The sequence below is a fragment of the Serinicoccus sp. JS2-9 genome (assembly GCF_059025165.1).
Genome location: NZ_CM180091.1, coordinates 1,099,320 through 1,123,236, shown reverse-complemented (window position 1 = coordinate 1,123,236; position 23,917 = coordinate 1,099,320). Strand labels below are relative to the sequence as shown.

Genomic DNA, 23,917 nt, shown 5'->3' with positions numbered 1-23,917 from the left:
GCCCGGGCCGTCGCCACTGCCTGCCACAATGCCGGTATGCCGCTCCCCGCTGCCCGCACGCCGCTCGCCGAGCTCGCCCCCAGCATCGCCCTGGGTGCCCTGGACGGGAGGTACCGCGGCGCGGTCGCGCCGCTCGTCGACCACCTCTCTGAGGCGGCGCTGAACCGGGCGCGGCTGCACGTCGAGGTGGAGTGGCTGCTGCACCTCGTCGAGCACGACGTGGTGCCCGGCGCCCCCGGCCTCTCGGCGCAGGAGCAGGAGGCCCTGCGGGCACTGGTGGTCGACTTCGACGCCGACTCGATCGCTGAGCTGAAGGTCATCGAGGCCGAGACGGTGCACGACGTGAAGGCCATCGAGTACTTCCTGCGCGGTCGGCTCGTCGACCTGCTGACCAGGTCGGACGCCGAGAGCGAGGGCGGGGGCGCCGAGGGGACCTCCCGGGCCGAGGCGCTGGGGCAGCTCATCCACTTCGCCTGCACCAGCGAGGACATCAACAACACGTCGTACGCGCTCATGGTTCAGGGCGCGGTGCAGGAGGTCTGGCTGCCGCGGGCTCGCGCCCTGGTCGATCAGCTGTCGGCCATGGCGCGCGAGCTCGCCGAGGTCCCGCTGCTGGCGCACACGCACGGGCAGCCGGCCACGCCGACGACGATGGGCAAGGAGCTGGCGGTGCTGGCGCACCGGCTGACGCGACAGCTGCGCCGGATCGAGCAATGCGCATACCTGGGCAAGCTCAACGGGGCGACCGGCACCTATGGCGCGCACGTCGAGGCGGTGCCCGGGGCCGACTGGCAGCAGGTGAGCCGCAGCTTCGTCGAGCACCTCGGACTGGAGTGGAACCCGCTCACCACCCAGATCGAGAGCCACGACTGGCAGGCCGAGCTCTATGCCGACGTCGCGCGCTTCAACCGGATCCTGCACAACCTCGCGACCGACGTGTGGACCTACATCTCGATGGGCTACTTCGCGCAGGTCCGCGGGCAAGGCACCGTGGGCTCGAGCACCATGCCGCACAAGGTCAACCCGATCCGCTTCGAGAACGCCGAGGCCAACCTCGAGGTCAGCAACGCGCTGCTCGACGTGCTCGCCTCGACGCTGGTCACGAGCCGGCTGCAGCGCGACCTCACCGACTCCTCGATGCAGCGCAACATCGGCACCGCGCTCGGGCACAGCGTGCTCGCGCTCGACAACGTCAGCCGCGGCCTCGCCGGGCTGGACGCGGTGCCGGAGGCGATGGCCGCCGACCTCGACCGCAACTGGGAGGTGCTGGCCGAGCCGATCCAGTCGGTGATGCGGGCGCTCGCGGCGCGCGGCGTCGAGGGGATGAGCAACCCCTACGAGCGCCTGAAGGAGCTCACCCGTGGGCGGCGGATCGGGCAGCCGGAGCTGGTTGAGTTCGTTCGCGGCCTGGGTCTGCCCGCCGAGGAGGAGGAGCGCCTGGTCGCGCTCACCCCGGCGAACTATGTCGGCATCGCGCCGCGGCTGGTCGAGCACCTGGAGCAGCCGTGATCATCCTGCCCGCCGACCGGCTCGGCGACGCGCAGGCGCACTTCGCCCAGGCCGGGTACGCCGTGTCCACCGCGACCACCCCGCGCGGCGGCGGGCTGCGGGAGACGCAGGCGCAGCTCGCCGAGGCGCTGCGGCTCCCGGCACCGGCAGCGACCAACCTGGACGCGATGGCCGACCTGCTGCGCGATCTCGCGGACTTCTGGGACGGACGGCCGGTCGCGCTCGTCTGGGAAGAAGCCGGGCGGCTCGCCGAGACCGACGGCCGGGCCTGGTGGATCCTCTCCGAGATCCTCGACGACGCGGAGGACCTGGCCGTGGTGGCCTTGGGGCCGGGCGACTCCGACGAGGCGGCGGGCGCATGAGGATGTCCCGGCCCGTCGCGGTGGGCGTGCTCGTGCTGCTCGCCGCGCTGGTGCTGTGGCTCATGCTCAGTCAGGGCGGGGGATCTGGCGACGCAGCAGGACCTGAGCGGACCGGCGCCGAGGCGTCGTCGGACACGACGTTCGGGTCGATGGAGACGAGCGACGAGGCCGCCCCCGATGCCGGGGGCGACGCGGTGTCGAGCGGTGCCGATGCCGGGTCGCAGCCAGACTCCCAGGGGTCGGGCGAGGACGACGGGGACGCCGAGCCGACCCATCCCGTCGACGCCGACGTGCTCGGCCGCCCGAGCGGCGTGGACACCCGACCGAACGACGACATCGACGCCTGCGCGGACGACGACCTGCCCGGAGAGCTGGACCCGGTGGTGCGCCAGATCGAGCAGGGCGGGCCCTACGCATACCCGGGCAAGGACGGCTCCACCTTCGGCAACTTCGAGGGCTACCTGCCCGGGGAGTCGCGCGGCTACTACCGCGAGTTCACCGTCGACACCCCGGGCCTGGACCATCGCGGCGCCAAGCGGGTCGTCACCGGCGGCGACGTCGAGTGGCTGCCCGACGTCTGGTACTACACCGACGACCACTACGAGAGCTTCTGCGAGTTCGCTCCTGCGGGGTGAGCCGGACGGCAGAGGGAGGGACAGCACGAGTGGGCGCGTCCTCCCGCATCCGCGGCTGGCTCGCCGATCCCGATCGCTCCCGGTGACGCGCCGGCGCAGATCGGCTCAGCTACGCACGTGCGTAGCTAAGCCGGTCAGGGAGGGCGCGGCGTCGGCACGACCGGCTCAGGAGTGTGGCCTGCCGGCCGGGCGGCTCACGCCTCGCCCGGCACCACGACCCGCACGCCGAAACGGGCCAGGTCACGGTCGAAGGTCGCCACGGCAGCACCGTGCTCGACGGCGATCGCCGCGATGTGGGCATCGATCGTCAGGTTGCCCGCGGTCCCGGACTCCCGGAGCAGGCCGGCCAGCACGTGGGCGTGCCGAGTCGTCGGCTCGGCGACGGTGATGCTCGGGTGGCTCCACCACGCCTGCAGGCTCTCGAGCGCTTCGTCGGGGGTGAAGGGCTCCGCGAAGACCCGCGGGTGGGTCGTGATCCTCAGGAAACCGAGCGCAGCCACCCAGGGGACCGCGAGGATCTCCGGGCCGTCCATCACCTCCGCGAGCCACCGCGTCGTCGCCGCGTGCTGGCGCGAGCCGGTGTGAGCGGCATAGATGAGGACGTCGGTGTCAACCACGAGCACGCGTCAGCGTCCCTCGGCCAGCTTGCGGCTCAAGGCCTCGTCCTCCAGCTCACCTGCCAGTCTGCTGGCCCGGTCCAGGTCGGCGGTTGCGGCGCCCAGGTCGCGGGCGGGGATCACCAGGGGCGTCACGCCGGCGGCGCCGGCCAGCTGCCGGCGCAGCGCATCGTTGACCGCCTGCTTGAACCGGATCTTGCGGGCAGCCATCTCCTGCTCTACGAGGAGCGCCACGTCGGGGTCGAGCGTGATGGTCGTGCGCATGCCGCATCATAGCATCACTGGCACTGACGCAATGATGTATCCGCGTTCCACAGGCCGGGACTGACGGACGGGGCTCTCGGTTCGTGCACACGAGGCTGCCGGAGTAAGCACACGCGGCTGCCAGAGTGGACAGACGGGGCTCTCGGTCAGGGAATGGAGGGTGCACAGGGGGGTTTGCGAAAATACCCATAGGGGGTATGCTGTTGGCATGGCCGTGAACGGATACACCGGGTCCAAGGATGACTACCTCAAGCGGCTGCGCCGGATCGAGGGGCAGGTGCGGGGCATCGCCCGTATGGTCGAGGAGGACACCTACTGCATCGACGTGCTGACCCAGGTCAGCGCGGCCACCAAGGCACTGCAGTCGGTCAGCCTCGGCCTGCTCGAGGACCACATCGGCCACTGCGTGGTCGACGCCGCGGCCGAGGGTGAGGACGCCAAGGACGAGAAGGTCCGCGAGGCGTCCGCCGCCATCGCGCGCCTCGTCCGCAGCTGACCCGAGGCACGGCGCACAGCCGCTCCCGAGCCGGACACACCGCCCCAGCAGCGGACCCCGACACCCCCACGACCGCGCGTCACCCGGGCGCGCGGCATACCGAGAACATCCGAACCACCTCACCAAGGAGCTCACCATGACCGACACCCCCATCTCCAACCAGACCACCAAGATCGTCGTCACCGGCATGACCTGCGACCACTGCACCGCGTCCGTGACCGAGGAGCTCAAGGAGGTCGCCGGCGTGCTCGACGTGCACATCGACGAGCTCGTCAAGGGCGGCGACACCGACGTCATGGTCACCTCCGACGGCCCGCTCGACCTCGGCGCCGCCCGCGCGGCCGTCGAGGAGGCCGGCTACACCGCCACCGTCTGACAGGGCAACCATCCGCGACGCCCGGTCGCCTGCACAGCAACCCTTCGCGGCGTCCGGTGAGAGTGAGAGAGAGCAGAACGTGAGCATCAGGACCCAGCCGACCACGACCGACACGCAGCACGTCGACCTGGCCATCTCCGGGATGACCTGCGCGTCGTGCTCGGCGCGGATCGAGCGCAAGCTCAACAAGCTCGACGGGGTCGACGCGAGCGTCAACCTCGCGACCGAGAAGGCGAGCGTCACGTTCCCCTCGGCGCTGTCGGTCACCGACATCGTCGCGACCGTCGAGAAGACCGGGTATGGCGCCACTCCCCTCGCCGACGAGACGTCCGGTCCGGGGCGCGCACCGGCGATGACGCACGACGTCGTCGGCCAGGGCTCGCTGCGCGTGCGGATGATCGTCGCGACCGTCCTGGCGGCGGTCGTGGCGGTGCTGCACATGGTCCCGCCGGTGCGCGAGGCGACCGGGATGGCGGGTCACTGGGCCCAGTTGTTCCTCACCCTGCCGGTCTATCTGTGGGCGGCGTGGCCGTTCCACCGGGCGGCGGCGATCAACGCCCGGCACGGCGCCTCGACGATGGACACCCTCGTCTCCGTCGGCACGACGGCCGCGATGGGCTGGTCGGTCGTGGCGCTGCTGACCGGCTTCAGCGAGGACCTCTATTTCGAGGTCGTCGCGGTCGTCACCGCCTTCCTGCTCATCGGGCGCTTCATCGAGGCCCGCGCCAAGGCCGAGGGCCGCTCGGCGCTGACCTCGCTCATCGAGCTCGGCGCCAAGGACGTCGCGGTGCTGCGGCACGAGGCGCGCAGCGGCACGATGAACCTCACCGAGCACCGGATCCCGATCGAGGACCTCGAGGTGGGTATGCGGTTCGTCGTCCGGCCGGGCGAGAAGGTCGCCACCGACGGCGTGGTCGTCGACGGGCGCTCCACCATCGACTCCTCGATGGTCACCGGCGAGTCGATGCCGGTCGAGGTGGCGCCGGGTGACGAGGTCACCGGGGCGACGGTCAACGGGCACGGCCGGTTGGTCGTCGAGGCGTCCCGGGTCGGCCGGGAGACCACGCTGGCGCGGATCACCGATCTTGTGGAGCAGGCCCAGACCGGCAAGGCCCCGGTGCAGCGCCTCGCTGACCGGATCTCCGCGGTCTTCGTGCCGGCGGTGCTGGTCATCTCCGCGGTGACCTTCCTGCTCTGGCTGCTCACCGGCAACGGCGTCGCCCCTGCGCTCGCCGCCGCCGTGGCGGTGCTCATCATCGCCTGCCCCTGCGCCCTCGGGCTGGCCACGCCGACCGCGCTGCTCACCGGCACCGGCCGGGGCGCCGAGCTGGGCGTGCTCATCAAGGGCCCGCAGATCCTGGAGTCCACCCGCCGCGTCGACACCGTCGTGCTCGACAAGACAGGCACGCTCACGACCGGCGAGCCGGTGCTGACCGACGTCGTGACGGCAGGCTCCCTGCCCGAGCACGCGGCCCTCAAGGCCGCGGCCAGCGTCGAGGCGGGCAGCGAGCACCCCGTGGCGCAGGCGATCGTCACCGGCGCCCGCGAGCGCGGGGTGGAGCTGGCGACCGTCTCCGACTTCACCAACCTCCCAGGCCAGGGCGTGCGCGCGACGGTCAAGGACGTCGAGGTCACGGTGGGCCGGCCGAGCCTGTTCAGGGTCGTGCCCGAGGTGCTCCACGAGACCCTGGAGCGCACTGACGGCACGACGGTCCTCGTCGGCTGGGAGGGCACCGCCCGCGCCGCCATCACCGTCGCCGACACCGCGCGAGCCTCCAGCGCGCACGCGGTGGCGCGGCTGCGCGAGCTGGGGCTGACGCCATACCTGCTGACGGGTGACAACGCGCGGACCGCCGCCGCCGTCGCCGCGGAGGTCGGGATCGACCCGGAGAACGTCACGGCGGACGTGCTGCCGCAGGACAAGTTCGCGGCCGTGGAGGCGCTGCAGCGGGAGGGCAAGGTCGTCGCGATGATCGGTGACGGCGTCAACGACGCCGCGGCGCTGGCCCAGGCCGACCTCGGGATGGCGATGGGCTCGGGCACCGACGTGGCCGCGGAGTCCGCCGACATCGTGCTCATGCGCCCCGACGTCGAGACCGTCGCGGACGCGATCGGGCTCAGCCGGCAGACGCTGCGGATCATCAAGCAGAACCTCGGGTGGGCGTTCGGCTACAACACCCTGGCGATCCCGCTCGCGGCCTTCGGCCTGCTCACCCCGATGATCGCCGGCGGCGCGATGGCGCTGAGCTCGGTGCTCGTCGTGCTCAACAGCCTGCGGCTCAAGGCCTACGGGCGCGGCTGACCTTCACGGGCACAGGCGTCGGCCTGCCCCAGGAGCCGGGGCCTCAGATGGTGACGGTGCCCTCGTCCGTCGCGAAGGCGACCTCGCCCAGACACGGGCAGTCGTCGTCCTCGACGAAGCCGAACTCGATGGCGCTCTCGAAGGAGCCCTTGGGTGCACCCGTGATGCCGAGCCACTCCCGCACCTCGGGGAAGTCCCCGCCGATGGTGAGCCCGGTCAGCCGGGTCGCGGAGTCGGCGAGCCGCGACGGGTGGTGCTCGACCGCCGACTCCCAGCGCAGGAAGAACGGCAGGTTGCCGTGGTCGATGACATTCTTGACGCCGATCTGGCGCCACTGCAGTTCGATGCCCTCCGGCGTGTGCCGGTGCCCCTCGACCGACGGGCGGCCCAGCCGCTCCTCGACCGGGGTGAGGTCGTCGACCGCGACGACCCAGGCCATCCAGCCGCCGCCGCGGGCCGAGCGCGCCCGGACCGCCTGCCCGAAGGGTGCCTTGTCGGACGCGGGGTGGTCGAGGACCTCGACCACCTCGACGTAACGGTCGTCGGCCAGCGGGAGGATGACGTTGCGGGTGCCGAACCGGGGATGGACGCCACCGTCGTGCGGGGTCACGCCGAGCCGCTGCGCCAAGGTCTCCGCCGTGGCCTGCAGCCCGTCGGGTCCCGCCGCATAACTCACGTGGTCGATACGCATGGCGCTCATCGTGACACACACCTGTGTCCGCGCTGTTACCGCCCTCGTGGCCGCCCGCATCCGGTGGCTGGTCAGGCCGGACGTCGCTGCCGGACCGCTTCGTAGACGAGGATCGCTGCGGAGGTCGCGACGTTGAGCGAGTTCGCGCGACCGACCATGGGGATCCGCACGCGATATGCCGCCCGCTCCAGCACGAGGTCGGTGAGCCCGGTCTTCTCGGTGCCGACCGCGATGGCGACGGGGCCGCGGTAGTCGACCTCCGTGTGCGCCAGGTCGGTGTCCGGCGTCGCCGCGACGAGAGGTATGCCGTGCCCCACCAGCCAGTCGAGCGCCGCCGGGGTCGGGTCGCTCGCGACCGGCACCGAGAAGACGGTGCCCTTGGAGGCCCGGACGGTGTTGGGGTTGCCCCAGTCCGTGACGGGGTCGGCCGCGACGACGGCGTCCACGCCGGCAGCGTCGGCGGTGCGCAGCATGGCGCCGAGGTTGCCCGGCTTCTCGACCCCCTCGGCGAGCAGGACGAGGGCGTCGTCGGGGAGCGCGAGGTCGGAGCACCTGCGGTCGACCGCCTCCACGACGGCGAGCACACCGTCCGGGCCCTCGCGGTAGGCCGCCTTCTCGAAGGCCGCCCGCGAGGCGTGCACGACCTCGGACGGCAGCCCCGCCAACCGGTCGGCCAGTGCCTCGACGGTGCCGGGCGCCGCCAACTCGGGGCACACGAGCACCAGCTCCGGGACGACCCCCGCGTCGAGGGAGAGGGACAGCTCTTCATACCCCTCGACGACGGTGACGCCCTCCTGCTCGCGCACCCGGCGCCGCCGCAGCCCGGCGATCGCCTTGAGGCGCGGGTTGGCCGGGGAGGTGATGAGCAGCGGTTCGGGCACGGCGCCAGTCTCCCGCACGACGGGGGTGCGCGGCGCCACACCCCGCCCCGACACCACCTTCTGGACAGGGGACTGGGGCCCGTCTCCCAGGATCCTCTGTCCAGTTCGGTATGTCGTCAGACGGCTCCGGAGGCCGCTCACCTCGGCTCAGGCCAGCTCGGCGCGCACCTCGTCGAGCGCGTCGGCGAGGCCGTCCTCGTCGACCGCCCCGGTGGTGCGGTCCGCGACCCGCAGCACCTCCTCGGGCGCCTGACCCATGGCATACCCGACGGCGGCCCAGTGGAGCATCTCGACGTCGTTGCGCTGGTCGCCGACGGCGACGGTGCGGTGCGGCTGCACGCCCAGGCGACGCCGCACCATCTCCAGCGCCGACGCCTTGCTGACCCCCTCGGGCGCGAGGTCGAGCCACGCGCTCCAGCCGACGGCATACGCGACGCCGTGCAACCCGATCCTCTCGACCAGCCTGGTGAAGTCCTCCGAGCTGAGCGTCGGCTCGCGGAAGGTGACGCGCGTAGCCGGCGTGGCGGTGAGCTCCTCGACCGGGACGACGATCTCCTCGCCCCACAGCTCGCCCTCCGGGAACGGCGTGCTGACCTTGAAGCCGACCCCGATCTCCTCGACCGCGACCAGCGCGGTCGGCAGGTGGGTGCGGATCAGCGCGACCGCCGGGGCCGGGTCGAAGGTGACGACGTCGAGCAGCTCGAAGGGCGACTCCGCGCCGGGCGTCGTCGCCACGGTCACGGCGCCGTTGGAGCAGACCGCCGGGCGACCGTCGGTGACCAGACCGAGCTGCTCCATGACCGGCAGCGTCGCCACCACCGACCGGCCGGTGGCGATGACGACGGTCACGTGGGGCAGCGCGTCGAGCGCCTGGACGGCCTCGCGCACCCGCGGCGAGAGGCGACCGTCGTGGTGCACGATCGTGCCGTCGACGTCGAGGGCGACGAGCAGCGGCGTGGAGCTCGGCGCAGGGGCGGCAGGGTCCGGGCTGATCACAGCGCCAGCCTATCGACCCCGGCGCACGGCTCCGTATGCCGTGACCGGCCGCACGGTATGCCGTGACCGGCCGCGCGATATGCCGTGACCGACCGCGCGATATGCCGCGACCGGCCGCGCGATATGCCGTGACCGACCGCACGGTATGCCGCGACCGAGTGTGTACGACGCGCAAGAGCCGGCGCACCCCCGTGGCACGGTGGGTGCGCCGGCGGTCCCGCCGCTCAGTCCCTGCTGAGCGCCATCGCCCGGCGCCACGACAGGCTGCCGGAGGTATGCAGCAGCGCCCGCTCGTAGAGCCGTGCGCCGAGGGTGATGGTCAGGGCGCAGAACGCGAGCGCCAGCCCGAGGGCGAGCGCGGGCTCCCACAGCTCGGTGTCGCCCTCGATGATGCGCACCGGCATGACGAAGGTGGAGGCCACCGGCACGAAGGAGAAGATCTGCTCCCAGCGCCCCTCGAGGTTGATACCGATGATGAAGAGCGCGACGAGCACCATCGTCAGCGGCATCGTCGTCTGCTGCAGGTCCTCGGTGCGCGAGGCCAGTGCCCCGGCAGCGGCCCAGACGCAGGCCAGGGCGAGGAAGCCGACGAGGAAGAAGGGGAGATACCACAGGATCGCCTCGGTCAGGCCGGGCAGCGCCACGTCGAGGTCGACGAAGGTGAGGCCGATGAGGCTGACCGCGGCGATGAGCGCCAGCTGGCCGAAGGCGAGCAGGGTGTTGCCGAGCACTTTGCCCAGGAGCAGCTGCCGGGTGGGGATCTTGGCGGCCAGGATCTCGATGATCCGCGACTGCTTCTCCTCGACGACGCTGTTGGCGATCTGCATCCCGAACATCAGCGCCGCGAAGTAGAACAGCATCGCGAAGGCGAAGCCCAGGATGAAGGCGAACGGCCCGGTCATCGCCTCAGACTCCTCGGCCAGGTCGACCGGCACCAGCTCGGTGCCGGCGGTGAGCTGGTCGACCGAGGTGCCGGCCGCGGCAGCGTTGGTCGCGAGCGTGTTGCTGCGCACCACCTGCGCCAGCGCACTCTCCAGGTCGGCGGGCGCCCCGCCGTCGTGGAGCAGCTCCCAGGCTCCGCTCTCGCCGACCAGCGCGGCGTCGGCCTCGCCCTCCGTCACGGCCGTCTCGGCGGCGGCCCGGTCGGCGACCTCGAGCGGGGTGATCTCGCCCCCGTCGTCGAGGACCGACAGGGAGCCCTCGGCCTCGGCGACCAGCTCGGTGGCCGCCTGGTCGGTGACCGCCACGTCGTAGGACGCCAAGCCACCGCCGAAGAGCGTCGGCAGGAACATCGCCGCGAGCAGGAGGACGAGGGTGAGCGCGGTGCCGATGAGGAAGTTCTTGTCGGTCAGCTTGACCATGACCTCGCGGGCGGCGACCAGCCGCCAGGGGGATGTGGCGTTCATGCGACGGCCACCTCTCGGTAGATCTCGGACAGGGTCGGGCGGATGCGGCTGAACTCGCGCACCCCGCCGCGGGACACCGCATCGGTGAGCAGGCGCTCGGCGACCTGCTCGTCCTCGGGCTGCACCAGAACGCTCGGGCCGTCGAGGTCGACCACCTCGACGCCGGCCACGCCACGGACCCACCCGGTGTCAGCGGCCATGGTGAGCCGGTAGCGCAGCGGCGCGTTGGCGCGCAGCTCCTCGGACGTCCCCTGCGCCACGACGCGACCGCCGTGCAGGACGACGATCGAGTCGCAGAGCCGGTCAACGAGGTCGAGCTGGTGGGAGCTGAAGAGCACCGGCACCCCGGTCGCGGTGTGCTCGCGCAGCAGCTCGCTCATCTGGTCGACCGCAGCGGGGTCGAGCCCGCTGAACGGCTCGTCCAGCACGAGCAGCTGCGGATCACCCAGCACGGAGGCGATGATCTGCGCCCGCTGCTGGTTGCCGAGCGACAGCGTCTCGACCTTGCTCGTGAGCCGCTCCCCGAGCCCGAACCTCGTGAGCAGCTCCCGCGAGCGCTCCCGGGCGGCGTGCTGCGTCATACCGTGCAGCTGACCGAGGTAGGTGAGCTGACCGAGCACCGGCTGCTTGGGGTAGAGCCCCCGCTCCTCCGGCATGTAGCCGAAGCGCACCCGCTCCTCCCGGGTCACCGGCGCACCCTCCCAGCGCACCTCACCCCGGGTCGGCGCCAGGACTCCCATGATCATGCGCATCGTCGTCGTCTTGCCAGCCCCGTTGCCACCGACGAAGCCCACCATGCGCCCGGCGGGCACGGTGAAGCTGACGTCGCCGACGGCGAGGTGCTCGCCGTAGGCCCGGCTGAGACTCTGCAGCTCCAGCACGTCGTCCTCCATCGTTCGCTCTGATCGGTATGAGGTCTCTCACCTCGTGCCGTCCACGCTAGGTGGGTGAGGGTCGGCCCACATCGGCCATGCCGCCGATCCTGGGCGCGGTGCGGGTCAGTCTCAGGACGGAGAGCCGGTGCCCGACCCGGGGCGGACCAGCCCGGAGTCGTAGGCGGCGATGACCGCCTGGACCCGGTCGCGCACCCCGAGCTTGGCGAGGACGTTGGAGACGTGGGTCTTGACCGTGGCCTCGCTGACGAAGGCCTCGGCGGCGATCTCGGCGTTGGACAGGCCGCGGGCGACGAGGCTCAGCACCTCGCGTTCGCGCCCTGTGAGCTGGGGCAGCGCCGCGTCGGGGCTCGGCGCGGCGAGCTCGCCCTCAGCCGTGCTGGCCGGTCGCGGCCCGGCCGCCATCCGGCCGATGACCCGCATCGTGACCTCGGGGGCCAGCAGGGCGTGGCCGTCGGCCGCGGCGCGGATGGCGTCGACCAGGTCGTCGGCGTCGGCGTTCTTGAGCAGGAAGCCGCTGGCCCCGGCCTCGAGTGCGTCGAAGAGGTAGTCGTCACGGTCGAAGGTGGTGAGGATGACGACCTTGACCTCCGGGTGGGCCGCGACGATCTGGCGGGTGGCCTCGATGCCGTCGAGCACGGGCATCTGGACATCCATGAGCACGACGTCGGGGCGCAGCTGGGGCACCGCGTCGACGGCCTGCTGGCCGTCCTCGACCTGGCCGACGACCTGCACGTCCGGCTCGGTCGACAGGATCATCGCGAAGCCCTGCAGGAGCAGGGGCTGGTCGTCGACCAGCAGGAGGCGCAACGGGTCGCTGCTCACCGGCGCCCACTCCCCGAGGCCGGGGCGGGCTCGGTCCGCGCGTCCGGTGCGGACAACCGGTCCGGTGACGAACGCACGTCCGGTGCGGACGACCGGTCCGGTGACGAACGCACGTCCGGTGCGGACGACCGGTCCGGTGACGAACGCACGTCCGGTGTGGAAGACCGGTCCGGTGACGAAGGCACGTCCGGTGCGGGCTCGGGCACGTCCCGCTGCGCGGACTCCCCGGCCGGCGCGGGCCGGTGGCCGTCCAGCGGCACCCAGACGCGGACCCGCCAGCCTGGACCACCCCGTCGGGGACCGGTCTCGACTCCGCCGCCGAGGTGGTGGGCGCGCTCGCGCATACCGAGCAGGCCCAGACCGGTGCCGGAGGTGCCGGGGCGAGGCGACCCGTCGTCGACCACCTCGACCTCGATCGCGCCGTCCGGCTCGTCGACGCGGACGATGACGCGCGCGCGCCGCGCGGTCGAGTGGCGGCGGACGTTGGCGAGGGCCTCCTGGACGATCCGGTAGGCCGTGAGCTGCACCGGGGGCGGCACCCGGCCGGCGGCACCCGACGGGGACTCGACGACGTCGGCGGTCACGGCGCAGGTCGGCGTGCTCGCCTGCTCGACGAGCGCCGGAAGGGTGGCGAGGGTGGGCTGGGGCGCGCGGTGGCCGACGTCGGACTCCCCCGCCACCGACGAGGCCTCCTCGGACTCGCCTGCCGCGGCGGCGCCCGACCCGTCGGCGGAGCGCAGCGTGCCCAGCAGGTCGCGCATCTGGCTGACGCCGTCGCGGGAGGCCTGCTCGATGGCTCCCAGGGCGGTGCGCGCGGCGTCTGGGTCGCGCTCCATGACGCGCCGGGCGGCGGCGGCCTGAACCCCCATGACCGAGACGTGGTGGGCGACCACGTCGTGCAGCTCGCGGGCGATCCGCAGCCGCTCGGCGACGACCGCCTGATCGGTGAGCCGGGCGGTCTGGGCGCGGATCGTCTCCGCCTGCTGCTCGACCTCATGCTGGCGCATCGCGCCCCGCCAGGCGACCTGCCCCAGACCGATCGCGAAGCCGAAGAAGATGAGGTTGCCCAGCACAGAGAAGAGCACGATGGAGACGATCGGCGGGATCGGGCCCACCTGCTCGATGTCGGACTCCCCGAGGTTGCTCCTGATCTGGTCGAGGCCCGAGCCCAGGGCGTAGGACCAGGCGAAGATGAGCACGAGGATCACCAGCACCACACCGATGGCGAGCATCAGCGCCCGACGGTTCCGGGCCCAGGCCATGCCGGAGAAGATGAGCAGGAAGTAGGTCATCTGCATGGGAAGCTGCGACATGCTCATCGGCATGATCAAGGACATCCCGATCATGTGCATGCCACCCAGCAGCGCCACTCCCACCGGGAAGCGCCGGCGCACGGCGACCATCGCGGCGAGGGAGACGATGCCGGCGTACTGGCCCCAGACGCCGTAGCGCTCGTCCTCGAGCAGGCCGACCGAGCGGGTCAGCTCCTGCCCCATGGCGATGACCACCAGAGCCAGCAGCGCCCACCACAGGTCGCGACGCTGCTCCTGCGGCCCGGGCGTCGGACGCACCCACTCCTCGTCGACGCCGAACCAGCGCTCCACCGCTGTGATCACGCCCTCACCTCCTCGCTGTCCCCGCGCCTCAGCGTAGGTGCCACCACCGACAGACCGCCTCGGCCACACGACGGAGACGCCCTCACCCTTTCGACCGAGAGCCTCGTCTGCTCACTCCGAGAGCCTTCTCCCATCACTCCGAGAGCCTCGTCTGCGCGCTCCAGCAGCCTGGCTTGCTCTCCGAGAGCCTCGCCTGCTCGCTCCGGCAACCTCAGCCGCGCGGCGTGAGCGACTCCATACCTCCGAGGAAGGGGCGCAGCGCCTCGGGGACGCGCACGGAGCCGTCCGCCTGCTGGTGGTTCTCGAGCAACGCGACGATCGGGCGGGTATTCGTCGCCACGGTGCCGTTGAGCGTCGCCACCGCGCGGGTTCCGCTGCCGTGCGGGTCGCGCTCGCGGGTGCCGAGGCGGCGGGCCTGGAAGGTGGTGCAGTTGGACGTCGAGGTGAGCTCGCGGTACTTGCCCTGCGTCGGCACCCAGGCCTCGCAGTCGAACTTGCGCGCGGCCGGCCCCCCGAGGTCTCCTGCAGCCACGTCGATGACCTGGTAGGGCAGCTCGAGCGCATCGAGCATCCGCCGCTCGATCCGCAGCAGGTCGTCGTGCTGGGCAACCGCGTCCTCGACCCGGCAGTAGACGAACATCTCGGTCTTCTGGAACTGGTGCACCCGGAAGATGCCCTTGGTGTCCTTGCCGTAGGACCCGGCCTCGCGGCGGTAACAGGTGGAGGTCGCGACATACCGCAGCGGGCCGTCGGTGAGGTCGAGGATCTCGTCGGCGTGGAGGCCGGCGAGCGCGACCTCGGAGGTGCCCGTGAGGTAGAGGTCATCGGCCTCGAGCCGGTAGACCTCGTCGGCGTGGGCGTCGAGGAAGCCGGCGCCGGCCATCGTCTCCGGGCGCACGAGGTTGGGCACGATCGCGGGGGTGAAGCCCTCCTCCTGCGCGATCTGCTGGGCGAGGCCCATGAGCGCCTGCTCGAGCCGGGCGCCGTCGCCGAGGAGGTAGTAGAAGCGGGCACCGGAGACCTTGGCGCCGCGCGCCATGTCGATCGCGCCCAGCCCTTCGCCCAGCTCGAGATGGTCGCGCGGCTCGAATCCTTCCGCCGCGAAGTCGCGCGGGGTGCCCACGGTCTCGAGCACGACGAAGTCGTCCTCGCCGCCGACCGGCACACCGTCCATGACCACGTTGCCGATGCGCCGCATGGCCTGGTCGCGCGCGGTCGAGGCCTCGGATGCCTGGGCCTCGAGTGTCTTGACCCGGGCGGCGAGCTCCTTGACCTCGGCCAGCAGTGTCTGCTTCTCCTCGCCCTGCGCCTGCGCCACCTTCTTGCCGAACGCCTTCTGCTCCGCGCGGGCGGCCTCGAACTCGGCCAGCGACGTGCGGTGGGTCTCGTCCGCGCTGAGCACCTGGTCGACCACGGAAGGGTCCTCACCGCGGGCCTGCTGGCTCGTGCGGACGCGTTCGGGGTCGCTGCGCAGGTCGCGGATGTCGATCATGCGGCAAGCCTAACGGCGCGCGGTTACCCTCGGCCCATGGATTCTTCGCGCCGCGCGGCGGTCATCGTGAACCCCACGAAGTTCGAGGACGTGGACGCGGTGCGGCAGCAGGTGGAGGAGGTATGCCGTCGGCTGGGATGGCAGGAGCCGCTCTGGCTGGAGACGACCGAGGACGATCCTGGCGCCGGGCAGACGCGGGAGGCCCGGGCGGCGGGCGTCGATGTCGTCTGCCCGCTCGGTGGCGACGGGACGGTGCGCACCGTGGGGTCGGAAATGGTCGACAGCGGTGTGCCGGTCGGGCTGCTGCCGGGAGGCACCGGCAACCTGCTGGCCCGCAACCTCGACCTGCCGATTGACTCGCTGGAGGAGGCCCTCGAGGCCGCTCTGAACGGCGAGAACACCCCGATTGATACGTGTCGCCTGGAGCTGATCCGGCCCACGTCGTCGCAGCTGGCCGACCGGCTGGAGGATGACGACGACCCCTCCCGCAACGTGGACTTCGACGACGCGGTGGACGCGCGCGGGAGCGAAGAGGTGCGGGAGCAGCACCGGTTCCTCGTCATGGCGGGGCTCGGCTTCGACGCCGAGGTGATGGCCTCAGCGCCGGAGAAGCTCAAGGCCCGGGTCGGGTGGATGGCCTATCTGGTGGCCGGTCTGCGGCACCTCAAGGGCCCGCAGTTCACGGTGGACGTGCGGCTGGACGGCGGGGAGGCGATGCATCGACGGGTGCGCTCGGTCATGGTCGGCAACGTCGGGAAGCTGCAGGGCGGGATGGAGCTGCTCCCTGACGCGATCGCCGACGACGGCACCCTGGACGCCGTGCTCCTGTCGCCGGAGGGGATCGTCGGCTGGGCCGCGACGATCGCCCAACTGAGCACGCGCCGCAAGATCGGGCACCGTCGGGTGGATCACCTGCAGGCGCGCGAGGTGCGCGTGCTCTCGGACAAGCCGGTGGAGCTGGAGATCGACGGCGACACGCTCGGCTCGGCGATCGCGATGCGGATCGAGAGCGACCCCGGCAGCCTCCTGGTACGCCTCCCAGCCGACTCTGGCGCGGTTCTCCACCGCTCCACCGCCTGAGCAGCCTTCCCGCGGTCCGCCTCGTCTGCGCGCACCGGACGCACGCTCTGCACGCGGGCGCCGCAAACCGCGCGGCCAGTCACGACATACCGCGCGGCCAGTCACGACATACCGCGCGGCCAGTCACGACATACCGCGCGGCCAGTCACGACATACCGCGCGGCCAGTCACGACATACCGCGCGGCCAGTCACGGCAAACCGCGCGGCCAGGCACCGCATACCGCGCGGCCAGTCACGACATACCGCGCGGGCGGTCAGTCGTCGCGGCCGGTGCGGGCGGCGTCGAGTGCCTGCCGCTCCTCGGGAGTGAGGACGATCTCGGAGTCTCCTCCGACGATCCCCTTGGCGTAGGTCCGGCTCTCGCCGCGCGCGTGGATCGAGCTGATGACCATGCCGTCACCGGTGTCGTCCACGACCGCCGCGCTGAAGCTCATCCGCCCGCCCATGTCCCCGAACGCGTCGTAGCGCACCACCGCCACGTGACGCAACGCCTGCGCCAGATCGCCCCGTACCGCGCCGAGCTCGGCCTCGAGCGCCTCGATCCGCCCGCGCTCGGGCGTGGTCGGCGCACCCGCCTCGACGAGCTGGGTCAGCCGTCGGTCCACGACGCGCAGCCGCCGCCAGGCCACCACCGCCAGCAGCAGCGCGAGCAAGGCGACGCCACCGGCGATCCAGGCGAGCAGCTCGGGGTCCACCCGCTCAGGGTATGTCGTCGGCTCACCTAGTGAGGATCGGTGCGGGTGTACCGATCCTCACCAGATACCCCGGCCCCACCCGGCGAGGATCGGTGCAGGTGGACTGATCCTCACCGCGGGCGCGGGCCTAGGACCGGCGCGCTGGATCCAGCCGGGGCCGAGGTCGCCGTGGGACCATGCACCGACGGAGGTGAGGTATGCGGCAACGCGCGCTGGCGTGGACGCTCGTCGTCTCCGTGCTCGCCTCGTGGTGCGTGGCTGCGCTCGCCGTCGCGACCGACCTCGCCCCGGCGCACGCTCCCGACACCCGGCCGCTCCCGGTGGCGGACGAGCCCCGCGTGGTGCTCGTCGGCATACCGGGCCTGACCTGGGACGTCGTCGACGAAACCACACCGACGCTGCAGGACCTGACCGCCGTCGGCGGCAGCGCCGCCCTCGTGCTGCGCGCCACGCCGGAGGTCGCGTGCACCGAGGATGCCTGGCTGACGGTCGGCGCCGGGGAGCGCCGCGGAGGCACCGGCTGCGCGAGGGACGGCGGTGGTGGCAGCGGCTTCTACGGCGAGGGCTCGACCACTCCCGACCTCTCCCGGCTGGAGGACGCAGCGACGGCGGGCGGCACCTGTCTGGCGACGCACGGACTGCGGCGGGTGAACGGCGAGAACCGCGCCGTGCCGGCCGCGGGCGAGGGGCTGCTGGGTGATCCCGAGCTCGACGCGGAGTGCCGGATCCATCTGGTGGAGGGGCCGATCGTCTACGAGAGCGACCGGTCCGACGTGCTGCCCGAGACGGACGCGGCGCTGGCCCGATTGATCGAGCAGCAACCACCGGGGACCACCGTCGTGGTGGCGGGGATGGGCCAGACCGCTGGCCGGGCCACCGCGCAGGCCCTCGTCGTCGCCGACGTCTCCGCCGAGACGGCCGCCGACCCCACTCTCCTCACGTCGGCCTCGACCCGGCAGGCCGGGCTGGTCCAGCTGGTCGACCTCACACCCACGCTGCTACACCTCGCCGGCCTCGACCCGCCGGAGGCCACGCTTCCCGGCGCACGGGTGGAGGTGGTGCGAGAGGAGGCCGACGAGTCGGCGGCCGCCCGCGCCGCCGACCTCGCCGAGGCGGTCAGCTGGACCAAGGTGACCGCGCCCGGGACGCTCGCAGCCCTCGCCTTGGTCCTGCTCCCGGCGCTCGCCCTGGGTCTGTGGCGGTGGGCCGCCACCTCCCGGGGAGGCGCGTCTCGGGAGGGCCCGGGCGACGCGGGCGACGACAGTGCTGCGGCCCCCGGCGGCCTTGGCACCTCCGACGGCAACGGCGCATCCGGCGGCCCTGGCATCTCCGGCGGCACCGGCGCTCCAGGCACATTCCTGACCGCGGTGAGCCTGCTCGTCATGGCCGTCCCGGCCGCGACCTTCCTTGCCGGGCTCGCACCGTGGTGGCGCGCCGAGCAGCCGTGGCCGACGCTCACCGCCCTCGTGCTCGGGGTCGGTGCAGCCCTGGTCGCGCTCGCGTGGTGGCTCCCCTCGGCCCGCCGCTCCCCCCTGGCCGCGCCCGCCGTCGTCGCGGCGCTCACCCTCATCGTCCTGGGAGTCGACACGATCTGGTCCTCTCGGCTCGGGCTCGTCTCGGTCATGGGGCTGCAGCCGGTGACCGCGGGGCGGTTCTACGGTCAGGGCAACGTCGGTTTCGGGCTCGTGCTCGGTGCCACCCTCGTGCTCATGGCAGCGGTGCTCACCTGGCTCCGGGCTCCGGCCGTCGACGTCGCGCGGGGCGATCAGTCCGCGGCAGCGCACCCCACCCCGACGCGATCCTTCGCGCCGGCACCCTTGATCCGGGCGGGCGAGCCGGGCCAGCCGAGCGGGCCGAGCGGTCTGACTGACCTGCGCCACGGCATACCGTCGCGCGGTGAGGCGATGGCCGCCGTCCTCCTGCTCGGCTTCGCCACGACCGCCCTGGGCGCGGCGCCGCAGGCCGGGGCCGACTTCGGGAGTGTGCCGGCGATGGGCGTGGCGACCGGGCTGGTCGCCCTCGCCGCGCTCGGTCGCCGCTGGACGACGCGGAGCCTGCTGCTCGTCGGTAGCCTCGCTGCGGCCCTCGCGGTGGCCGTCATGGTGCTCGACTGGCTGCGCCCGGTCGAGGCACGGACGCATCTGGGCGACTTCGTGCAGTCGGTGCTCGACGGGGAGGCGCTCGGGATCGTCACCCGCAAGCTGGACCAGAGCCTGGGGATACTGGTGAGCTACCCGGTGTCGTGGCTGGCGGTGCTGGCGCTCGCGGGGCTCGCCGTGCTCGTCTGGCGCCGGCCGGCGTGGAGCGCCGCCCTGTGGGAGCAGTCAGGTATGCCGCCCGTCGCCGCGGTCGCCGTCGTCGCCCTGGTGCTGACCTGGGTGCTCAACGACTCGGGCATCGCGGCCGTCGCCGCCTGCCTCACCGTGCTCATCGGGGCCGGCGTCGCCGTCCTCGCGGCGAGGCGCCCCGTCCGCGGCTGAGGAGTTGGCTCCCGACCCACGTTCTGGACAGAGGAATCTGGGGACCGTTCCCCAGAAAGCTATGTCTACTTCCTCAGGGCCCCAGGTTCTGGACAGAGGAATCTGGGGCCCGTTCCCCAAAAAGCTATGTCCATTTCCTCAAGGGGCCTCAGCGCTGAGTGGGCGGCTGCCGCCGGCGCCACTCCTTGCGGGCCCGATCCAGCAGCGGGCGGCCGTGGCGCTGCACCTGCTCGTTGACCTGCCCGGCCGCCCTCTTGGCCGCGGGCATCCCACGCTCGCGGGCGACCTCGGCCAGCCGCGCGCCCTGCTCGCGGACGATCCTGCTCCCTTCCAGCCCGCCCTCGCGCACCTTGTCGGGCACGCCGGAGCGCTCGGCGATCGCCAACGACACGTCGGCAAGCTGGCGGGCCCGGTGCACCTGCGAGGCCATGTCGCTCCCCGTCGCGCGGTGCCGGAGCTCGCACGGGATCTCCAGCACCTGCCGGCCGGAGCGGATGACGTCGATCGTCAGGCCGACCTCGACGCCCCAGCCCCGCGCCAGCGGCATCGCGTCGAGCAACGCCTCGCGGGTGAGGCAGCGCTGCCCCGACAACGGCTGGGTCGGCGTCCAGCCGGTGAGCTGCGCGATGCCGGTGCTCGCCGTGCGCACCACCAGCCCCATTCCCGCCGCGCCCGGCTGCGGCGGCAGCACGGCGATCGTCATGTCGGCCCGCCCCACGAGGACCGGAGTGATGATCGGCCCGAGCTCGGCCGCCGACTCCTCCAGGTCGGCGTCCACGAAGAGCAGCGGCGACCCGGGCAGCAGCTCCTGGGCCCGCCCGGCACCGCTCGCGAGCGCCGCGGCCTTGCCGCGGTTGCGCTCGTGCCGCACGACCTCGACCCCACCGGCCCACTCCGCGACGTGCGCGGTCTGGTCGGTCGACCCGTCGTCGACGACGACGATCGCCCCCACCGCCGGCAGCCGGCGCAGCGCGGCGAGGGTGGCCCCGATCCGCTGCTCCTCGTCCTTGGCGGGCACGACCGCGACGACCTGCCGCTGCAGCACGCCCTCGACGGGGCCCTCCCCGGTGCTCGTGCCCATCGCCATCCGCCCTCTCTCAGCCGCTCCGGCGACTCACCGCAGGGTGACCTGGCGGGAGACCAGACCGTTCTTGGCCCGGCGCTCGGCATCGGTGAGCGGGGTCGACTCGGCGAGGGCGGCGTCATACCTGCTCTGGAGCTCGCCGAGCGCCTCGGCGTGGTCACCGGCCTCGCTGGAGGCGTCCACCTCGATGACCGGCACGAGCAGGCCCGCGGCGCGGAACGCTCCCAGGAGCTCGGTGCCCTCGCCCAGCGTGTGCTCGCCGGCAGCGCTGAGCCGCGCAAGCGCCTCCAGCGCGGTGTCCTCGTCCTGGCCGAGGATCCAGCGGATGTAGGACCGGCCGCTCATGTGGCACCAGAACGCCGTCGGCGCTCCCTCCACCCGGGCCATCGGCACGGCGGTGTCGTTCATCTCCTCCAGCGCCGCCTTCTGCTCGGGCGTGGCGTCCTCACCCAGCCAGAAGCCGAAGTCGTCGTGCACCTCGACGTCGAGCTCCTGCCCGTCGGCGAGCAGGTCCTGCAGCCGGGGGGTCTCGGACGTCGCGGGACGCACCGAGTTGACCGAGGTGCCCGGGTCGGCGGCGAGCGCCGTCAGCATCGCCTGCACGACGTCGCGCGACGCGTCGCCGCTGGACGTGCGCGACTGCAGCGCCACCAGGACCTCGCCGGAGTCGCGGTGGATCGCGGGCATCGCCGCGGGCAGCACCGTCACGAGGGTCACCTCGTGCTCCCCTGCGGGGACCGCCTGGCCGCCGATCTGCATACCCTCGGGCACGACCACCTGCACCCGCGCCTGGGCGGCGGGCAGGATCTCCCGCATCGCCACCCACTCCGTCTCGCCGGCGAGCCCGTCGAACGGGCGCGCCACGAAGGGAGCCCGCGCGGGCTTGCCCGCTCCGGCCTGGCCTGCGTCGCGTGTGCGCTTCTTGCGTGATGCCTTACCCATGCCGGGGAGTCTACGTGCGCCGTGAAAGTGTCTGAGCATGAGCGACGACGCGGCGACACCGGGGTGGGGGCCGGCCTCCGGCCACGGCGACGAGGTCCGGTATGCCGTGGACGGTTGCCTCGGGCGGATCCTGCTGAACCGCCCCCGCGCGATCAACGCGCTCGACCGGGCCAGCATCGACTCGCTGCTCCAGCAGCTCACCGCCTGGGCCGCGGACGACGCGGTCGCCGCGGTGGTCATCGAGGGAGCCGGCGAGCGCGGGCTCTGCGCCGGCGGCGACGTGCGGGCGCTGCGGGAGGCGATCGGCGAGGGGCGGCCGGAGGAGGCCGAGGCCTACTGGGAGGCCGAGTACGCCGTCAATGCCCTCATCACCGCCTACCCCAAGCCCTACGTCGCCTGGATGGACGGCATCGTCATGGGCGGCGGCGTCGGCGTCTCGGCCCACGGGTCGGTCCGGCTCGTCACCGAGCGCACGCAGCTGGCGATGCCGGAGACGATCATCGGCTTCTTCCCTGACGTGGGCGGGCTCTTCTACCTCGCCGACGCACCGGGTGAGATCGGCACGCACGTGGCGCTCACCGGGGCGCCGGTGGCGGGGGCGGACGCCATCGCGCTCGGCATGGCCGACACCCTCGTGCCTTCCGACCGGTATGCCGACGTGCTCGCCGCGCTGCGCGGGGACCCGTCGGCGGACGCCGCGGCGCTGGCGGAGCGTGTGTCGGGTGCGGGCGTGGGGGCTGGCGGCTCGTGGCTGGAGCAGCAGCGCCCCTGGATCGACGCGTGCTACACCGGCGACGACGCAGCCGCCATCCTGCAGCGGCTGCGCCAGCGGCCCGAGCCCGAGGCGCAGGAGGCGGCCGAGCTCATCGCCGCCCGGTCGCCGCACTCGGTCGCGGTCACCCTCGAGGCGCTGGGGCGGGCGGCCTCGATGACGGTCGAGCAGGTGCTGGCGCAGGACAGGGTGCTCGGCGCGACCTTCGCGCGGCACCCCGACTTCGCCGAGGGCGTGCGGGCCCAGCTCGTCGACAAGGACCGCTCGCCGCGCTGGCAGCACGCCTCGGTCGCCGACGTGCCCCGCGAGGAGGTGCTCGCCGCCTTTGGCGAGCGCGCCTGAGGCTTAAGCACACGTCCCACCTCCTGACCGACCGCGCGAAATGCCGTGACCGACCGCGCGAAATGCCGTGACCGACCGCGCGAAATGCCGTGACCGACCGCGCGGTCTGCCGTGACGGCATACCTCGGGGAGCACCCAGCCGGACCGACTAGGGTCGGGACCGTGCTGACCCTCCCCGCCGCGCTCGCGACCACGGCCAGCGACGACGACGTGCTGCGCTGGGCCGACCTCGGCCTCTCCCAGGGCATCGAGATCGGCCCGTTCATGCTGCGCTACTACGCGCTGGCCTATCTGCTCGGCATCCTGCTGGGCTACTGGCACTTCACCCGCATGGCGAAGGCCCCCGGCAGCCCGATCACCCCGCGGCAGGTCGACGACCTCATCATCGGCGTCACCTTCGGCATCATCATCGGCGGGCGTCTGGGCTACGCGACGTTCTACAACCCCTCGCTCTGGACCTCGTGGGAGCTCCTCATGCCGTGGAACGGCGGCATGAGCTTCCACGGCGGCCTCATCGGCGTGCTCGTGGCGATGGGATGGTTCTGCTGGCGGCAGAAGCTGCCGCCGCTGCGGGTGACCGACTACATCGCGGTCAACGTGCCGATCGGCATGATGCTCGGCCGGATCGCGAACTTCATCAACGGCGAGCTGTGGGGCCGCCCGAGCGACGTGCCGTGGGCGATGGTCTTCCCCGGCGCCGGCGACGAGCCGCGTCACCCCAGTCAGCTGTATGAAGCAGCGCTCGAGGGCGCGCTCCTCATCGTCGTGCTCTTCTGGCTCTTCTGGCGCACGCGGGCGCGCTGGCGGCCCGGGTTGCTCGCCGGGGTCTTCGCGATCGGGATCGGCGGCGGACGCTTCGTCGTGGAGTTCTTCCGCGAGCCGGACGCGCAGCTGTCCGACTTCGCCGCGGCGACAGGGCTCAACATGGGGCAGTGGCTGACGATCCCGCTCATCGTGGCGGGCATTGTGCTCGTGGTCCGGGCGCTGCGGCGGCCCGAGGTCGAGACGCCCGAGCCCGAGCCGGAGGTGGCCGAGGCCGGCAGCGAGGAGCGGGGCGACTCCGCGGCCTGAGACGGTCACTCGGCGCGCGACTCACTCCGATTTCGACCACTGGTTGTCGCGCCATGGCGCGAAAAGGCATGGTCGAAAACGTGGTGGCC

General features: G+C 72.5%; 23 protein-coding genes. 10 read left to right on the top strand and 13 right to left on the bottom strand.

Features of this window, described 5'->3' with window-relative positions:
* The first annotated feature begins 36 nt into the window (after positions 1–36).
* Genes purB through AC5PYY_RS05580 form a run of 3 tightly spaced genes read left to right on the top strand, consistent with a single transcriptional unit; the run spans position 37 to position 2,506 of the window.
* Positions 37–1,509, top strand: coding sequence for an adenylosuccinate lyase (gene purB / locus AC5PYY_RS05590; protein WP_493898807.1), 1,473 nt, complete (start codon positions 37–39; stop codon positions 1,507–1,509).
* The gene (locus AC5PYY_RS05585) at positions 1,506–1,871 is read left to right on the top strand and encodes a barstar family protein (protein ID WP_493898806.1); all 366 of its coding nucleotides are present in this window, start codon (positions 1,506–1,508) and stop codon (positions 1,869–1,871) included. The genes purB and AC5PYY_RS05585 overlap by 4 nt, the downstream gene beginning before the upstream one ends.
* Positions 1,868–2,506 (top strand): guanyl-specific ribonuclease, encoded by a 639-nt coding sequence (locus tag AC5PYY_RS05580; protein WP_493898805.1) that lies wholly within the window; start codon positions 1,868–1,870, stop codon positions 2,504–2,506. Before AC5PYY_RS05585 ends, AC5PYY_RS05580 begins: the two co-directional genes overlap by 4 nt.
* Before the next feature lie 194 nt (positions 2,507–2,700).
* Here AC5PYY_RS05580 and AC5PYY_RS05575 read toward each other — a convergent pair whose 3' ends face one another.
* Together AC5PYY_RS05575 and AC5PYY_RS05570 are read right to left on the bottom strand one after the other, a co-directional pair.
* Complete coding sequence (locus AC5PYY_RS05575) at positions 2,701–3,129, bottom strand: TA system VapC family ribonuclease toxin (protein WP_493898804.1); 429 nt, start codon at positions 3,127–3,129, stop codon at positions 2,701–2,703.
* Between the two features lie 3 nt (positions 3,130–3,132).
* A complete protein-coding gene (locus AC5PYY_RS05570) occupies positions 3,133–3,387 on the bottom strand; it encodes a hypothetical protein (protein WP_493898803.1) in 255 nt (84 codons plus the stop codon).
* Between the two features lie 214 nt (positions 3,388–3,601).
* Here AC5PYY_RS05570 and AC5PYY_RS05565 point away from each other — a divergent pair, with 214 nt between their 5' ends.
* From AC5PYY_RS05565 to AC5PYY_RS05555, 3 genes are all read left to right on the top strand, one after another.
* On the top strand, positions 3,602–3,883 hold the full coding sequence (locus tag AC5PYY_RS05565) for a metal-sensitive transcriptional regulator (protein ID WP_493899331.1): 282 nt from the start codon (positions 3,602–3,604) through the stop codon (positions 3,881–3,883).
* A 136-nt stretch (positions 3,884–4,019) separates the two neighbouring features.
* Entirely contained in the window at positions 4,020–4,259 is a 240-nt protein-coding gene (locus AC5PYY_RS05560; RefSeq protein WP_493898802.1) for a heavy-metal-associated domain-containing protein, read from the top strand.
* A gap of 79 nt (positions 4,260–4,338) precedes the next feature.
* On the top strand, positions 4,339–6,561 hold the full coding sequence (locus AC5PYY_RS05555) for a heavy metal translocating P-type ATPase (protein WP_493898801.1): 2,223 nt from the start codon (positions 4,339–4,341) through the stop codon (positions 6,559–6,561).
* A gap of 43 nt (positions 6,562–6,604) precedes the next feature.
* On the opposite strand, the gene AC5PYY_RS05550 is transcribed toward AC5PYY_RS05555, so the two are convergent.
* From AC5PYY_RS05550 to serS, 8 genes are all read right to left on the bottom strand, one after another.
* Positions 6,605–7,252, bottom strand: coding sequence for a VOC family protein (locus AC5PYY_RS05550; protein WP_493898800.1), 648 nt, complete (start codon positions 7,250–7,252; stop codon positions 6,605–6,607).
* A gap of 71 nt (positions 7,253–7,323) precedes the next feature.
* Entirely contained in the window at positions 7,324–8,133 is an 810-nt protein-coding gene (locus AC5PYY_RS05545) for a TrmH family RNA methyltransferase (protein ID WP_493898799.1), read from the bottom strand.
* Positions 8,134–8,280: 147 nt separating this feature from the next.
* Entirely contained in the window at positions 8,281–9,129 is an 849-nt protein-coding gene (locus AC5PYY_RS05540) for an HAD family hydrolase (protein ID WP_493898798.1), read from the bottom strand.
* 224 nt (positions 9,130–9,353) lie between these two features.
* Positions 9,354–10,535 carry an ABC transporter permease gene (locus tag AC5PYY_RS05535; protein WP_493898797.1) on the bottom strand — a complete coding sequence of 394 codons (1,182 nt, stop codon included), beginning with the start codon at positions 10,533–10,535 and terminating at the stop codon, positions 9,354–9,356.
* Positions 10,532–11,428, bottom strand: a complete 897-nt coding sequence (locus AC5PYY_RS05530; RefSeq protein ID WP_493898796.1) for an ABC transporter ATP-binding protein — start codon at positions 11,426–11,428, stop codon at positions 10,532–10,534. Before AC5PYY_RS05530 ends, AC5PYY_RS05535 begins: the two co-directional genes overlap by 4 nt.
* A gap of 111 nt (positions 11,429–11,539) precedes the next feature.
* Positions 11,540–12,253, bottom strand: coding sequence for a response regulator (locus tag AC5PYY_RS05525; protein ID WP_493898795.1), 714 nt, complete (start codon positions 12,251–12,253; stop codon positions 11,540–11,542).
* Positions 12,250–13,869 carry a sensor histidine kinase gene (locus AC5PYY_RS05520; RefSeq protein ID WP_493898794.1) on the bottom strand — a complete coding sequence of 540 codons (1,620 nt, stop codon included), beginning with the start codon at positions 13,867–13,869 and terminating at the stop codon, positions 12,250–12,252. Before AC5PYY_RS05520 ends, AC5PYY_RS05525 begins: the two co-directional genes overlap by 4 nt.
* Positions 13,870–14,080: 211 nt before the next feature.
* The gene (gene serS, locus AC5PYY_RS05515; protein WP_493898793.1) at positions 14,081–15,361 is read right to left on the bottom strand and encodes a serine--tRNA ligase; all 1,281 of its coding nucleotides are present in this window, start codon (positions 15,359–15,361) and stop codon (positions 14,081–14,083) included.
* A gap of 36 nt (positions 15,362–15,397) precedes the next feature.
* Here serS and AC5PYY_RS05510 point away from each other — a divergent pair, with 36 nt between their 5' ends.
* Complete coding sequence (locus AC5PYY_RS05510) at positions 15,398–16,441, top strand: diacylglycerol/lipid kinase family protein (protein ID WP_493898792.1); 1,044 nt, start codon at positions 15,398–15,400, stop codon at positions 16,439–16,441.
* Between the two features lie 255 nt (positions 16,442–16,696).
* On the opposite strand, the gene AC5PYY_RS05505 is transcribed toward AC5PYY_RS05510, so the two are convergent.
* Positions 16,697–17,137, bottom strand: coding sequence for a DUF4446 family protein (locus AC5PYY_RS05505; protein WP_493898791.1), 441 nt, complete (start codon positions 17,135–17,137; stop codon positions 16,697–16,699).
* 197 nt (positions 17,138–17,334) lie between these two features.
* Here AC5PYY_RS05505 and AC5PYY_RS05500 point away from each other — a divergent pair, with 197 nt between their 5' ends.
* The gene (locus AC5PYY_RS05500) at positions 17,335–19,617 is read left to right on the top strand and encodes a hypothetical protein (RefSeq protein WP_493898790.1); all 2,283 of its coding nucleotides are present in this window, start codon (positions 17,335–17,337) and stop codon (positions 19,615–19,617) included.
* Between the two features lie 148 nt (positions 19,618–19,765).
* On the opposite strand, the gene AC5PYY_RS05495 is transcribed toward AC5PYY_RS05500, so the two are convergent.
* A complete protein-coding gene (locus AC5PYY_RS05495; protein ID WP_493898789.1) occupies positions 19,766–20,698 on the bottom strand; it encodes a glycosyltransferase family 2 protein in 933 nt (310 codons plus the stop codon).
* Positions 20,699–20,731: 33 nt separating this feature from the next.
* Positions 20,732–21,643 (bottom strand): DUF5926 family protein, encoded by a 912-nt coding sequence (locus AC5PYY_RS05490; RefSeq protein WP_493898788.1) that lies wholly within the window; start codon positions 21,641–21,643, stop codon positions 20,732–20,734.
* Positions 21,644–21,680: 37 nt separating this feature from the next.
* Between AC5PYY_RS05490 and AC5PYY_RS05485 the strand changes: the two genes are divergently transcribed.
* Entirely contained in the window at positions 21,681–22,757 is a 1,077-nt protein-coding gene (locus AC5PYY_RS05485) for a 3-hydroxyisobutyryl-CoA hydrolase (protein WP_493898787.1), read from the top strand.
* Positions 22,758–22,919: 162 nt separating this feature from the next.
* Positions 22,920–23,828: a prolipoprotein diacylglyceryl transferase gene (gene lgt, locus AC5PYY_RS05480; RefSeq protein ID WP_493898786.1), complete on the top strand. Its 909-nt coding sequence runs from the start codon at positions 22,920–22,922 to the stop codon at positions 23,826–23,828.
* Positions 23,829–23,917 lie beyond the last annotated feature (89 nt).

Bases quoted from the DNA above. Each gene is read 5' to 3' on its own strand.
- serS (WP_493898793.1), bottom strand. From the start codon at position 15,361: ATGATCGACATCCGCGACCTGCGCAGCGACCCCGAACGCGTCCGCACG.
- AC5PYY_RS05495 (WP_493898789.1), bottom strand. From the start codon at position 20,698: ATGGGCACGAGCACCGGGGAGGGCCCCGTCGAGGGCGTGCTGCAGCGG.
- AC5PYY_RS05510 (WP_493898792.1), top strand. From the start codon at position 15,398: ATGGATTCTTCGCGCCGCGCGGCGGTCATCGTGAACCCCACGAAGTTC.
- AC5PYY_RS05560 (WP_493898802.1), top strand. From the start codon at position 4,020: ATGACCGACACCCCCATCTCCAACCAGACCACCAAGATCGTCGTCACC.
- AC5PYY_RS05530 (WP_493898796.1), bottom strand. From the start codon at position 11,428: ATGGAGGACGACGTGCTGGAGCTGCAGAGTCTCAGCCGGGCCTACGGC.
- AC5PYY_RS05500 (WP_493898790.1), top strand. From the start codon at position 17,335: ATGCGGCAACGCGCGCTGGCGTGGACGCTCGTCGTCTCCGTGCTCGCC.
- AC5PYY_RS05550 (WP_493898800.1), bottom strand. From the start codon at position 7,252: ATGCGTATCGACCACGTGAGTTATGCGGCGGGACCCGACGGGCTGCAG.
- AC5PYY_RS05570 (WP_493898803.1), bottom strand. From the start codon at position 3,387: ATGCGCACGACCATCACGCTCGACCCCGACGTGGCGCTCCTCGTAGAG.
- AC5PYY_RS05490 (WP_493898788.1), bottom strand. From the start codon at position 21,643: ATGGGTAAGGCATCACGCAAGAAGCGCACACGCGACGCAGGCCAGGCC.
- purB (WP_493898807.1), top strand. From the start codon at position 37: ATGCCGCTCCCCGCTGCCCGCACGCCGCTCGCCGAGCTCGCCCCCAGC.
- AC5PYY_RS05580 (WP_493898805.1), top strand. From the start codon at position 1,868: ATGAGGATGTCCCGGCCCGTCGCGGTGGGCGTGCTCGTGCTGCTCGCC.
- AC5PYY_RS05535 (WP_493898797.1), bottom strand. From the start codon at position 10,535: ATGAACGCCACATCCCCCTGGCGGCTGGTCGCCGCCCGCGAGGTCATG.
- AC5PYY_RS05485 (WP_493898787.1), top strand. From the start codon at position 21,681: ATGAGCGACGACGCGGCGACACCGGGGTGGGGGCCGGCCTCCGGCCAC.